The 14370-nt window shown below is 43.8% G+C and carries 11 protein-coding genes and 1 pseudogene; 1 reads left to right on the forward strand and 11 read right to left on the reverse strand.

What is annotated here, in order from left to right; translation table 11 throughout:
* The 11 genes from EBR25_09935 to EBR25_09985 all read right to left on the reverse strand — a co-directional run.
* Positions 1-500 (reverse strand): hypothetical protein (locus tag EBR25_09935; GenBank protein ID NBW41301.1); only part of this gene is annotated, 500 nt, incomplete at its 3' end.
* A 144-nt stretch (positions 501-644) separates the two neighbouring features.
* The gene (locus tag EBR25_09940) at positions 645-1769 is read right to left on the reverse strand and encodes a hypothetical protein (GenBank protein ID NBW41302.1); all 1125 of its coding nucleotides are present in this window, start codon (positions 1767-1769) and stop codon (positions 645-647) included.
* 31 nt (positions 1770-1800) lie between these two features.
* Positions 1801-2814, reverse strand: coding sequence for a glycosyltransferase (locus EBR25_09945; GenBank protein NBW41303.1), 1014 nt, complete (start codon positions 2812-2814; stop codon positions 1801-1803).
* Between the two features lie 61 nt (positions 2815-2875).
* The gene (locus EBR25_09950; protein NBW41304.1) at positions 2876-4294 is read right to left on the reverse strand and encodes a hypothetical protein; all 1419 of its coding nucleotides are present in this window, start codon (positions 4292-4294) and stop codon (positions 2876-2878) included.
* Positions 4294-5460, reverse strand: a complete 1167-nt coding sequence (locus EBR25_09955; GenBank protein ID NBW41305.1) for a hypothetical protein — start codon at positions 5458-5460, stop codon at positions 4294-4296. Before EBR25_09955 ends, EBR25_09950 begins: the two co-directional genes overlap by 1 nt.
* A 41-nt stretch (positions 5461-5501) precedes the next feature.
* Positions 5502-6191: a hypothetical protein gene (locus EBR25_09960; protein ID NBW41306.1), complete on the reverse strand. Its 690-nt coding sequence runs from the start codon at positions 6189-6191 to the stop codon at positions 5502-5504.
* A 92-nt stretch (positions 6192-6283) separates the two neighbouring features.
* Positions 6284-7372, reverse strand: a complete 1089-nt coding sequence (locus tag EBR25_09965; protein ID NBW41307.1) for a hypothetical protein — start codon at positions 7370-7372, stop codon at positions 6284-6286.
* A 107-nt stretch (positions 7373-7479) separates the two neighbouring features.
* Positions 7480-8214 (reverse strand): acyltransferase, encoded by a 735-nt coding sequence (locus EBR25_09970; GenBank protein NBW41308.1) that lies wholly within the window; start codon positions 8212-8214, stop codon positions 7480-7482.
* A gap of 22 nt (positions 8215-8236) precedes the next feature.
* The gene (locus tag EBR25_09975; GenBank protein NBW41309.1) at positions 8237-10918 is read right to left on the reverse strand and encodes a glycosyltransferase; all 2682 of its coding nucleotides are present in this window, start codon (positions 10916-10918) and stop codon (positions 8237-8239) included.
* Between the two features lie 30 nt (positions 10919-10948).
* Positions 10949-12352: a sugar transferase gene (locus EBR25_09980; protein NBW41310.1), complete on the reverse strand. Its 1404-nt coding sequence runs from the start codon at positions 12350-12352 to the stop codon at positions 10949-10951.
* Positions 12343-13533 (reverse strand): glycosyltransferase, encoded by a 1191-nt coding sequence (locus EBR25_09985; GenBank protein ID NBW41311.1) that lies wholly within the window; start codon positions 13531-13533, stop codon positions 12343-12345. The genes EBR25_09980 and EBR25_09985 overlap by 10 nt, the downstream gene beginning before the upstream one ends.
* A gap of 754 nt (positions 13534-14287) precedes the next feature.
* Here EBR25_09985 and EBR25_09990 point away from each other — a divergent pair.
* A pseudogene (locus EBR25_09990) lies at positions 14288-14370 on the forward strand (DNA-binding protein).

The raw sequence follows: 14370 nt of genomic DNA on the forward strand, positions 1-14370 counted from the left end.
CCCCGATCTAGATTGAAAGCGAGGCGCCCATCGGCAGAGTCAAGAACTGCTTGTGCGGTTTTGACTCCAGTCGAATTTACTTTCAGTGGCATAGAAGCCACTTGACGAAGCGTATCTTTTAAATTCTTTTGATACTGAGCCTCCCAGTCCTTCATCCATGTCTCACTGACTGGCTGAATTTGCGTGACCGATTCTTGTTCCTTAAATCGATCTCGATCCGATGTTGTCAGGTATTTCAGATAGCCCGCCATATCTCCATCTAGTGCACTCGACACTACAGACGACAACACAGTTCTAACCTCCGCAGCAACTTTCTGATTATCAAAAGTGTCATCTGCTATGCGAGCACGAGTACCTTCGACCGTTTCTACGGCGCTCTGAACGCTCTCAGTGCCTTGATCATCAACGATCTCTTCTTCAGCCAAGAGGAACGTGGGATTTAACCCTAAAATCAGGGCTATGATGATTCCTTCCATCATTTTCGACTTTGAATATCTCATGCAATTCTCCTTTTCGGAATTAGTAAATCAGTGCGATCAACCGCAATAGTTGTCACACCAAAATAGGTATATCTCTTTGTCATAACTTTATTTATGACACTCATCAGAGAACCTCTGGATGGGAGTAGCGACCGTAAAGACTTTCTACACATTGCCTGACGAGAAATTGCATCTGCTTCTAGCCAATTCGGAAGGAACTACGTCTATCTGAGGGCATCGATCAGAAAGAAAGTGCGGATATTTTCTCTTTTTCACTTTCGAGTATATGAGAGCGTCAATACCTGTAAGCTTTCTGGCAAATGAGAATAACGTGTCATCCCAGTCGATGTTAATTCTTGGCAGCGCATGCGGATAAGAGAAAAAAGCATGTGAGGCATGACCAAAGTAAGTTATACATGCGGTAGAAAAACCAATTTCTCTGGCGAGTTTGATCTCTCTCGGAGATACATGCGCAGTGCTACCAAAGGGGTAGGCAAAATGCTGAATTGCACTCTTCGTTTTGTCCGAAAGTTCCTCCCGTGACTGAGCTAATTCCCGCATTGCAAGTTCATCTGTCTGGAAACTCAGTGCGGGATGATTCACTGTATGGGCACCAATGGTTATAAGCGGATGGCTCGAAAGGGCCTCGACATCACTCCATGAAAGCATTTCTACATCAGCCTGGTCTCGCCTGCTCACTGACTGCTGAATTATCTTCAGTAATCGGCATATTTTTTGAGGTGATAGTCTCTCAAATAGAGTTGTCAGGGCTGCAAAACAATCATCGCGTTGCGAGATAGACTGTAGGGAATATCTATACGATTGGTTTTCCCAACTGAAATCAAGCTGATTTGAATTCTGAATAATCGCCTCCAGCTCTCGCCACCAAACTGGAGCACGATGATCAAGAAAGCCTGTAGTTACAAAAATTGTGGCTGGGATCTGAAATCTCTCGAGTATCGGTAGCGCAAGTGTCAATCCGTCCCTATAACCATCATCAAAGGTTACTGTGACACTGTTTGCAGGAAGTCGTCTTTCCTTTAGAAGGTCAGAGAAACGAGAGAGTGAAAGACACTGATGAGTTCTACTTAAAAGACGCATCTGGTCTCGAAAGGAATCCACATCGACCTGTAATCCAAGATGCGGATTAAATTTTTTCGCTCTAGTGCCACTTGATATCTGATGATACATCAAAATACTTGGCGGGAGGGTTACCCCTCGAAGTAAAGAATAAAGACGGTGTCCCGCTTCATATTGCTTGCTCCCTTTTGGTATTTCATCATTAGACATATGACAATGGTGTGACTTGTCGACAGACCTACTAAGCAGCTTCACTCGTTCCTCCTCTAAAGGAGGCCATCCTGACGATTAAATCTCTAATCCTCTCCCTGAAATCATGTGGAAAGCTGGCCCGATAAAGGGCACCGAGAAGCCTTGGGAACTCAAAGCCATTGATTGGACCGACAGTCTCTAAAATATTAAAAGCTTGTCGAATTTTACCAAATAGCATCAGCACCATCGCCGTTTTGAGCGCTCTTGCTCTAAGCACACGAAGCGCAAGCTCATGCTTGTCGCTTGGTGTCCTACTTATAATAAGCTCGGGATACCTCAAGAAGGGTTCTACTGGTCTTGGTCCTTTCAAATTCCTTGTTAATTCAGAACTTTCTCTGTGATAAATCACGTATGGTTCTAGAGAAAAAATCACGGGATGGTTCAGTAATAGCTTTAACCAGAGAAAGGTATCCTCACCGTAGAGCGCTCGTTCTTTATCAAAGAATCCCTCTAAAGCAAGCACAGTATCTCGATTCGCGACCGTCGACCAAGATGAGAGATAAGCGATACGGGCTAGAGCTACTGATAGCGATGATTGAGATGAGAGTTCAAATACTCCCTGCTCTATGCCTCGTTTCCTCCACAAGTGCATCATATCCATGCCAGCCGGGGACTCAATGTAGCCGACGCATGCAGCTTTCGCCCCAGATGTGGCATAGCGTTTAAATTGTTGCTCGATTTTTTTTAGAAAGCCTGGCATCCACTCGTCATCAGCATCCAGAAACGCAACATGTGTTCCACAAGCTTCACGAACTCCTACGTTTCTTGCTGCTCCTGGCCCTTGATTTTGCTGCGATATGAGTTTCAGTGGGGGGGCATCTCTGTATCGTCTCTGAAGCGCAAGGACTAACTCCTGTGAATCATCAGTAGAACCGTCATCCACCACAATCACCTCCATGGGAGGTGTCTCTTGAGAGAAGACGGAACTCAGGGCCCGTTCAATAGTAGAGACCTTATTATACAGGGGGATAATGACAGAAATTAGCGGTCGTTCTATTCGCATCTTTTACTTTGCTTTGCAGGAGAAACGTTTTACCAAGTGCCTTTCAGTCTCCTAAACAAAACTAGTATCTCCTATGACCAGAGTCAGAATCAGATTCAGAAGGAGTTTGGTCCAAAACTGGATTTGTCGTTCCCTTGACCCGGTGGCAAACCATAACATAACTACCGAGCAGATATGGTAATAGCTGATATGTATGTGAAAGAAACGTCATGACAACACCATAGCCAAGTGCGCCAGCGATCAGACTTGGAAAACACTTTCTGAGTTGCCATGCATTGACGATGACAATGAGATAAAGCAAAAAAAACAAACCTATACCGATAAATCCAGTTTCCGCTAACGCAAGAATCCAACTGGAATGGGCAGTTCTCTCTCCCCATTCCTCAAAGGCTGGCGTATATTGTTCATATAGTTTGGGATATTGACTCATTCCCACGCCTGTAAACGGGCGCTCGACTGCCATTCTTATGCCGGCAATAGCATAGTTCCATCGGGCCGACTTAGATGTCTTCATCTCGGCATAGTCACGTTGTAAATATGAGAGAAGAAAAATGGCTGCGAGCACAATGATTACACCTAGAAAAAACTTCCGCCGCCCTATTCCATTACCCACTAGCCAAAAGAAAGTCAGAAGAGTTGCAGTGAAACCCAGTATCGCTCCACGTGATTGACACCACCACAAAGCAAAAAGGAGCACAGTAAAGATCGTAATACGAACTATAAGCGTTCGCAGATAGGCTTTTCGGCTGAGTTTTCTCAGATTAACACTCATTAAAAAGGGAAAACTCAGGATAATGAGAGCTGCAATATCATTGGCATTCCCCCACATCCCAGCCCCGGAAAGACGATTGTGGAGGCTGAAATGTCCCGAGAGCAGTTGATCTACCATAGGACATAATATCGTGCCTGCAATGGAAGCAAGTAGGATCTTTTCAACGAATCGTAAATCAAGATGAGTTCTGACAGTGGTAGTTATGAGAAGCACAACAAGGACAGTAATTGGCATCTGTTGATAAAAGTAGAGCAACGAATCTTCTGAGGCAGTAGAAAGTGATGAGGAAAGCAAAAACCAACCATTCAGAAGAAAAAATGTAAGTGTAAACTCATCAAGCGCTAAAACTGGTGTCTTTCTGTGCAACGAGCAAATTCCATACGAACTTAAGGCCAAAGCAGCAAACATTATTGGCAGAAACTCCCAAAAGTCTCCCTCTGGGATCAACTCCCAAGGTCTCAGTAGGATAAGACTAAGGAGAGTCGCCGTTGACGCTACAGCGGATCCAAGACTGCATGTAGACATAACTCCGATAGCTAAAGATTGCACGTACGAACCCGAACCGAGAGCTATAAGTATCGGACATAAACATAGCCCGAGAAAAAGTCGAATAATGGTAATGATATGACCACTGGTATGTAGGGAAAAATGTATTAGTACAGCGCTAATGACCAGAGAAAATATCTCTACAGGAGCAATCGATAACACTACGCTTCCTCTTGATCTGGCGGTGGGAGCGCGCGAGGATTACTTCCGCTAATTAACGCAAGGCGCTGGGTTGACGGTAGAGCGGATAGCTGCCCAAGTTTGGCAACCCCGAAATCCTCAAGAAATTTTTCTGTACAGACTTCAAGCGCTCGTTTTCGTTCGAAGTATAATCCTTGTAAAATTGCCAAACCAGAACCACCAAGTACTCCTAGAAAAATGAGCCTTATCAGATCTGGAGAAAATGGTTCCGTTGGCTCACTCGGTTCCTTTAAAATAGAAAGATACATGACACCACCATCATCGCGAGACTCCTCCATCCGAAGGACTATTTCAAGATGACTTAGTTTTTTCAGCAGCTCATGATAAATATCTTGTATCGGAGCTTCAGATTGCGAATGTGTGAATGCTCTTGCCTGGATATCTTGATCAAAAATAGTTGACTTGAGTGCTCCACGCTCAATTTGCTCTGAAATCTCCCGTGATTCTTTCTTCAAGGCGATGAGTTCGGGATGTTCTTTGGTGAAGCGAGCGCTTAATCGCTTAATCTGATCTGACACCACGCTTAGCCGACGCTTTAACTGGCCGACTTCTCGCACTAGTCCAAGATCTTGTAAAGTCTGCGCAAGGAATTCGACTTGCGACTGAATCGCTATCTGTGCTCTTAGTAAGCTACCATAGCGAGCTGAAACTATGACATGCATCACCTGTTCTAATACCTCCTCTGTCAGCCTCAAGGCCTGCTCCGAACTCTTTGCCTTCGTTGATAGACGAAAACTCGTCGCTCCAAGCGAGTGGTACTCAATATTCTTGAGAAGCTCTTTCCGTTCTATCCGCCTCTTTTTTGTGCCAGCTATGCTTTCAAATAAATTAAATTTCTCGCCGAGATAATTCAAAAAATCTCGATCCAGGGCTCTCTGTATTAAGGCAGAGCGCTGAGATTTGAGCTCCGTGGGATCGGTGACTTCAGATACCAGCTCGCTAACTAATGGATTCCGAAAATATCGCGATTGTATGTCCAGAATAGTATCTGATTTATACCATTTTGGTAATATCAAGGAGGCCGCTATAGCAAGTTCAACACCAATTACAAGGGAAAGAATCCCACCAAATAAATTGCGCCGCACATAACCAACAATTTCATTAAATTCTATTTCTCTATAGAGCATGATTGTACGCGTTCCCCTTTAACTCTTAGCCAATTCGTTGCTTAGATATGACTCTCATTCGCGTCATTCATATCGACGATTATGGCACCGAGATTATTAATTTGCTCATTTTGAAAAGCCTCTGTTATTCGTGTTTGAGTGCGCTTTGGCATTTGACCTTTCTTCAATAAAAAGATAGTTCGATCTGTTTGTGCAGCGATAATAATGGGATCGGAGTGTTTAGCTGAACACCTACTCAGCTCTTGAGTGTCAATAACAATCAGATCAAACTTATCTTCCTTCTCTTTCAGGAACTCTCGTAAGAGGAACTCTGTACTAACTGGATATGTACTTGGCAGGACTCCGCTTCTTTTTTCTTGATTTGAAATATTCCTTGCCAAAATAGAATTCATATTGAAAAGCACTTGAAAATCAGTTTTCTGCCATGAATTTGGTTCACCAACTATTTCGTCCCGAACAGGCACAGTCCCCAAAGGATAGTCATTTCTTCCAGGAAGAGACTGGCAAAACGATAAAAAGAGCACTCGTCTTCTGAGAAATGCTGCGTAGCTCATACCAAACGCTAATGCAAATAGTGATTTCTCTTCGCCATTTTCATCAGAGATAATTGCTAGACTCCGAAACTCGCTCTGTTCTTGTGCTTTGACAATACGATACAGCATTCGCTTAAATGGTGGCTGCATCATACACTCATGAAGATAGGCTTGAATTGCACTATTTATTAGGAACATAGCTAATTTTTTCTCTCTTAAATTCGATAATGGATCTCTTCAGTGCCACCTGTCTTAATTGCTCCCAGTTGTTTTTACCAAGCTCAATCGCTCTATAGACCAATTGCTATAAGCCCAATGGAGGAAAGTACCGCTGCTAAAGAGGCAGCGACTCCGCTTCCTCGCTCCAGCTCGGTGGGATTACTAGAATGAACAATTAGGGTATCTCCAGGCTGAATAGTTGGAAGACTACCCACATCATCAAAGTCGATTCGTGACTGCATTAATCCATCTTGGTTCCGCGATAACAGCGTCATCCTACTAAGGTCGGCTCTATCAGTAGGGCCTCCGGCATCGGTTAAATAGGAGAGCACATCCATCCTCGATGAAAATGGGTAAGCTCCTGGAGAAAGCACTTCGCCGAGCACATGGATATAGTCACGCTCTGCTGCAATAGTATCGCTCCCTTCACTTTGAAAAAACAACGTCTCTCCTCCCTGCCAGATTGGCATTATCCCTGGCTCACCTGAAAAATAGTCCTGCAGGTTAACTAAGCGAGGGGCACCCAATTGGGTTATCCTGACATACCGTGCCCGTGATTTTGGATCTGTTGCATTTTGTAACCCCCCAGCATTCATCAGAATCTCATCTAGGGAGGTATCTTTTGGAATTAAATACGTTCCTGGCTTTTCAACTAAACCCTTGAGATTTACAAATACTTCTTTTTCCTCGATGGTTGCATCAAAATTTGGTCTTCTTAAAAATTTTCGGAAGCGCTTGTTTAAGACGGTAATAAGCTCCTCTTGCTGTAAACCCTCAACAAACAACTCAACTTCGTAAGGCAGTCGGAGTTTTCCTTTTTCATTCACCTGAAAAACTCCAGCTAAGCTGGGATCTGATGGCTCATATAATCGGATCTTATAGCCAGGCGCAATTTCACCTTCATTTCGCATCTGCCATTGCGGCGCATCTACGCGCTTCCTTTTACTATTTGTCATCATTTCATGTATTTTGAGGTATTTTAGCTCACTTGACTCTCTATCGAGGTCTCTATTCATGGTGGAACAGCCAATTATCGAGAAAGATAAAAAAACAATGAGCATGACGAAGAAGCCTCTATAAAAAGTCTCTTGCAACAGCTGTTTCCTTTTGCCAAATCTTACCTGGGTGTTCATCATTCGCTGTAAGTATCGCCTTGTCATAGATCGGTCTTTCCATAAGCTATTATCAGGGCACTTCGCTCTGAAATTGAGAAAAAAAACTTAGGTGGTAGTGAAATATATTGGCGCTCTAAGAGCTATGACAGAACTCATGACTGAAGATGGTCATTCACATTTCTCGCCCCCAGCGATAGACTCGACTCAATGGAATGGTCAGGAAAGACGCGACATACTCGTGCGGGATTACCAGCTAGTAGAGCATTTTCAGGATACGTACCAGAGGTGACGACTGAGCCAGCTGCAACAACGCTTCCATCACCAATTGTTACCCCCTTAAGGATAATAACATTCGCACCGATCCAGACATCGCTTCCAATTGAGATTTTTTTCTTGGGAAAGGCATTGTTTTTTTTATGAATTGAGCCATGTTCTCCCTCGACATGCAGATTACTTCGCGAACGAGAGGTCATCCTCAGGACTTGCTCTGCTCGCTTCTGCTTGTCTGTAGGATGAGGGTCGAAGTCCTGAATAAATATCCCCCAGCTCAGAAGTGTTCTATTACCAATCTGTATGCCTGCACGAGAGATAATATTTGCACCCCCTATGACTGAATTATGACCAATTACGACTTCACTATCACCATATGCCTCAATTTGGGTGTCGTAATAAATTATGGTCTCATCACCCACAATTATCTTTGCCAACGGTCGTTCTGCAACAAAGCTTGAAATACGCTGCGCTTTGACTTTTTGAGCGAATTGTACACCGGGAACTGAAAACAGATTGAAAATAATTCGCGACTTCAAGAATAAGAGGACACTACGAGTCTCGGCCAGAGCTTTCAGAGGACGATATCGCAGTATTTCTAGTATGGCTCTAAGCATATTCTTCTCTATACTCGCGAAACTAACTTGTTACGGTGGCCGAAGACCGCAGCTCGTGTTGCATCGGAACTGAGTATTTTTCCAGAACTGTTCTGTAGAGCTGGCTGTATCGGGACACCATTGCATTGGCACTAAACGCATCACGAAGAGGCTGCGTTAAACGCCATGATTCTTGATGAAGGCGCTCATTATCTTGCGATACTCGCTCAATAATTTCTGTCAGTGCTTTGGCTGAGGTTGTAAGGTCCTGAAGAGGAATAATCTCCGCATACTTGCGGAATGTCTCATGCCCTGGAATATCGCTCAAGACAGTGGGTCTACCTGCACCGAGCGCCTCCAGAGGAGCAAGAGGCATTCCTTCATAAAGAGAGCAAGAGAGAAAGATATCTGACATAAGGATTAACTCCTGCGGTTCACGAGACGCACCACCTACCACTAATCTGTTTGAATCCGGACATTCTCCTCTTTTTACGAGAAATCTCTGATAGTAGTTGTTGTCAGAGACCGGTCCGATAAATAGAAAGATTATCTTTCTACGCACCTCTGCGGGCAAAGCACTCCAAAGATTTAGAGCTTCCAACTGCCCTTTCTCTGGAAAAAATCTGGCAAGGTATAATACCCAAACATCACCCTTGTGCTCGCAAAGCTGCTCCTTTATCGGTAAAGGCAACTCTTGAGCCTGTATCACCTCATTCATTCTGTGCGGTGTGCTCCGAGCAGGAAACGAGACGCCGTTCGGGATAACACTCAGTAAATTATTTCGACCAATCACTTTTTGGTACTTTTCGGCAACTTCATCAGATACTGCCACCGTATGCTCAACGAACCCTGAAAATAAACGCTCATAGAGACGATACCTCCATTTTCTACGCAGATGTATCAGGGAGTGTTGCGTATAAATGATAGGTATCCTTCCGCCAAGTAATACTTTTGCAAACACACAGTACAACAGTCCACCCAATTCATGCGCATGTAATAGGACATGTTCATGACCTCTTATTTGCTGAATTAGACGCTTAACGAAAGTAAATGAGAAGCCTGGCCGCTTTCTAAACAAACTTACCGCCACACTTCTATCCTCAAACTTTCTAAGCAAGCCCTCCTCAATACGTTTTGGATCTTGATTAAATGTTAATACCTCTACGCGATAGTTCCCTTCTCGAGATATTCCATCCGTCAAACTCAGGGCCATCCTCTCTATTCCACCCATGTCAAGATTTTGCAGTACGGTCAAAATGGTAGGAGATTGATCATCCTTTCTCGTTCGCTCAATCGCCTTTCGCTGTAGTGGATGGCTCCGAAGCCGTGCAAAAATACAAAAAGTGCATAGGAAAGCTGGAGACGTTATTAGGAACCACTCCTCAGGGCTTGCAAAAAGATGCTTTGATAAGAACACAAAGGGCAAAAGCAAGGTGGCTATCAGGAAATAACGCTTCAATTCTTTCAACGGTACATAGGCCAGTAAGGGAAGTTTCGTAGACTCAGACAGGTAATGAAATGAAAAAAGACGTAGCACGATACTCGAAGAAAGGAGACCAAAAAGAGCACCACTTGCCTGAAATAAGATTGTTAAGATTGTGCAAAGCGGGATAGAGATGAGAGCACAGCGCACAAGTGTTCCAAGAATCCACTGAGAATCACCTCTAGCACGAGCAAGCGAATCATAGGGGAAAATTAAAAAAAGATATGAGAATGCAAACCATGATAAAAAGTGAGATGACTCCATATACTCTTCAGTGAAAAGTATCCTAATAATTGGCTCAGAATAAATCATCAATACCAACGCACTTGGAATAATAAAGAAAGCGAGGGTCTCAATTGCATCTGAGAATAATCGCGATGCTCTTTGCTCATCTCCTTGATGAAATGATTGAGATAATTCTGGTATGAGAATTCGAGTGACAGACCGCTCAAGGATTAGCAGTGGAGGAACGCTTAAGCAGCCAAGGGTATAAACTGCAAACTCTCTTGGTGTTATCAATTGCGAGAGTAGCAGTTGATCGAAATGCGTAATACAGATGCCAAAGAGCCATGCAAGGGAAACCGGCACAGCATACTTTACAACTTTTTTCGCTTGAGATAACCCTCCGCTGAGCCCGAAATAGTGCTCCTTCATTCCGATCATGAGCCCTACTACTCCCCGCAGAAGGCAGCTAACCGAATAAACAAGCAGAACCGCATATAGTGTTCCTACTACTAGGGCGGCTAATATCATTGCGGCAATACGTACAAAATCAAAGAGCCCCTGAAATAGCGCTCCTTGCCATACCTTTGCCCGAGCTATCAAAGCATCCTCTAAAAAGCTACCGATCGCATTACCAAATATCGCTATGCCAAATAAGCGAATAAAATGATGATCAGCATGAACAAATGTTGAGAGAAAATGTGAAGAAGTCAGAAAGACAATTAATGAAAGTCCAGTAATTATGAGAATAAATGCACCGATTATGTGAAATGAAGATCGCCACGCGTCCTCGTTTCCTGAGAAATAACTCAATGCGTTTTGAAGACCGGTAACCCCTATAAATACGGGCGCAAGGGTGACATATAAAAAGAATAGCTTGTAGAGACCAACTTCCTCAGCGGTAAGAATCCGCACCAGCAAAATGGGAATCAGTAGGCTAGCAATCGCTGACATGAAGGAGCAAATAGAAATGGGCCAGTGAGAGCTCTTGGCTTCCTCAACGATTACGGTGCTGCGCATTGTGTTCCTTGCTGACAGAGAGAATGTAAATTACGTGGGTAATTTGTTGATTCCGCACAAAATTGGCCTTTCAGAGTGTTTTTTCACCTTCTCTCCACAAATCGCGGTAGAAATGGTCAATAAGATGATGTGAAGATCTAATAGCGGACTCATATTTTGAATATAGTAGAAATCATATTCTAACTTTGTATGCGATTCCTCAATAGATGCAGCATATCCAGACTGCACCTGCGCCCACCCTGTTACTCCTGGACGAACTAAGACTCGTTGACGGAATTGTGGAATGAATGGTTCGAGTTTGGAGTAAATCTCCGGTCGCTCAGGACGAGGACCAACGAAGCTCATCTCACCTCTGATAATATTCACAAGCTGTGGCAGTTCATCCAAACGAAAACGTCGTAAATACCTTCCGAGAGGAGTGATCCGCTCATCATTCTCCTGTGCCCATCTGGGACCGCCCCTCTCGGCATCGACATTCATCGTACGCAACTTCAGGACAAAAAACGACGTGCCTTGATAGCCCAGTCGCAGTTGCCTATAAAGGACGGGACCTCGACTACTCACTTTGATAAGAAGTGCTAAGCATAGAAACAAAGGAGTGAGTACTACCAGAATGATAAATGCTAGTAATGGCTCCAATACCATTTTCATATCGCGATAACATCGCACAGCAAATGTTTGTCGCCTCGCATCCATCAAAAAGCACCATTGTCCAGTTTCTGGCACAGAAATCCGCTTTCGTAGACCTACCATCAATGAAGAGAAGTCAGCTATGGGAATACCGTGTACGTGAGCCATTATCAGGTCATTCTCGGTCGTGAAGTCAGTGATTGTTGACCGAGAGATTACATACAAATCCACATCTCTCAGAGGCAAGCATCCATTCCAGGTCGCCTTTTTCCGATTATAGAGCTTAGGACGATACTTCTCAGATAGACCAGCCACCTCTTCTCTCAATGCTTTCTCTTCCATCTCCGTAAGGTCGAAGATGATAGTTTTACGATAGCCTAGGGTATTCAGCACCCAAGCCAGCAATAGATTAATGATCCCCGCACTAACACCAATGATTGAGGAACCAACGATGAGAGATTGAGTGTGGTAATGTATCTGATACCCTGCCTGCCAACTCCAAACCTGATTCACTATGACGAAAGATAAGAGTCCGAGTACAGAAATCAATAGAAAGTCGCTCAACAAGCTCCATGGTTGTGGCCAGAACGAAAGTGGAGCATTTTTACTCCCATCGTTCGAAAAGAATAGAGCAATTGACCCGCTGCCTAAGCAAAACAGATACGTCATGACAGAACTTAACTGCTCTCCCATTTCACATTGAGCTAAATATACTCCCCAGCCGAGAGAAACAGTTAGTGCAATCAATAAGCGTTCTGTATGGAGAGCTTTTAGCACTCCCAGCAACAATAATTTTATCCCCATCGAACCTCCTGCTTATTGCCCACTGAAAAGAAGAGAAACGGGCTGCGGAACGAAGCAGACGCCGCAGCAAGTATAGGCTTGAACCTCAAGCCGCTATGGAGAACTTTCGTAAGAAGGAAAAATATGAAGAATAAACTCACATATCCTATGAGTACAGCGTTGCTCCTCTGATTAAAATTCTGGAGAATCAAAGGAACAAGAGCAAAAGCCAGAAATAGGCTCCACCAGGCCCAAAATAAACGAGCAACTCTTCTCATCGCCAAGAGCGCAATTACTTTGTTTTTTCGCCAGACAGTCGGAAACAGCAACTTTATCCATTGACAATTACCAATGGCTATCCTGTTACGTCTGATATGTGCACGTTCTCCACTTCCACTCGAGAGCTTATCATTTACGAATGCCCTACGATGGTAAATAACTTGCTTCTCTGAGAAGTTTGATCGCAACATCAGCGGTATTACGACGTCATCATTCAGCCAGTTTACACCCTTCAACTCTCGGAGCACACTTAGGAGCTCTGCTCGCCGATAGAATACGGTGGCGCCATGAACAGAGATCGGACCACCCAACATATTTTCTAAACTTTTTAGTGTGGCCTCATACCACCATGAGATGCGTGATATGCCTTTAATCCCCCTTACACGATATGAAGGGGCAACGCCTATTACGGCTCTGTTCTCTAAAGAGCCCTGACACCGCTCTAATAATTGTTCATCCCATTCTACTCCAGCATCGACTAATGCAATCCAATCTGAATCTCTTGACTTATCAATTAATTGGAGCAGAGTAGGCCATTTCCCGCTATTGTTATCATTTACAAATATTTCTGTTTGGTATTCTTTCGCTACGGCACTGCAATCGGGGCACTGACCATCTATTCCTACAAAAACCCGTATAGCAATCCGTTTCGCTATTTTGGCTTTGGCTTTAACATGCTGAATACTACGAAGAGTTCTTCTTAGTCCCTCAGAATCACGAAACACTGGTATCAGAATAGAGATAGCTATCAGCTTCCCTTGATTCTCATTCATCCTCTTCTCAACCTCGCTTTTTGAGAATCGAGAGAAGAGATTCTCTATTGCCGTCAAGAACAGTCCAACGGTAAGCGGAATCACTCCGCTGACGAAAAGAGAGCCTATTAAGAAAAGAGTGAAAAAGAAGGCAGTAGCAGCAACAAGCATGCTGAGAATCTTGCCTACAGCTAGTCTTCTTCATTATGAGAGCAATCAGTCTCGAGCATTATGTAAGAGATAGAAGTCATGTACACGTTTTTAGACTTCTTTCGTTCATATTACATTAAGAGGCACTTAAGAAACTCCGAAACATCTTATCGCAACAAACGTACAATTCTGTTCACATAGCGAACCTAATCCTCCATTTTTGTAACATCAACCTTCAAATACGACTCGCTATGCTGCGTTACAGGTGACTGAGAAAACACTCTTTCAATTAATAGCTCCTCTCAAAAGTGGAATATCTCTTGCTCGATGATAGTCAATGACCGTTCAGGGAAGATTTTCTCTACGGTTTTTCCAAAGAAAAGATGGGGAGATATAACATATGCACTATAAGAAGAATCTATTACTGCTATCAGCAATGCTCTTCGTGCTCATACCGAGCGTATTTGCGGAGAGTTTTTCGAGAGCAAGTATTGATAAACCTGTAACGGGTATGCAGATGAATAGCATGTTCACAAAAATCAAACGCCATTCATCCTACTCGGCTTACAATCTGTCTAAGCGACTAGAGAGACGTTTATCAGGCAAAAGAGATGTAGACAAAATTGCTACTCTCATTAAGATTGCAAATCGAAGAACGCCGTTGGGGAGGTATCTCAGGCAGAACTATACAAAGCAAGAACGCATCACTCTCAAGAAGTGTAAGAGACGACGATTTCGTCGTCGTTATGCCGAATTGTGTGATGAACTCGCTAACCCTGTACCAGAGCCAGAGCCAACTCCTGAGCCTGCACCAGCACCAGAACCAACACCTGAGCCAGCACCAGAACCAGAGCCAAC

It is taken from the genome of bacterium, from assembly GCA_009926305.1.
Classification (GTDB): Bacteria; Bdellovibrionota_C; UBA2361; order UBA2361; family RFPC01; genus RFPC01.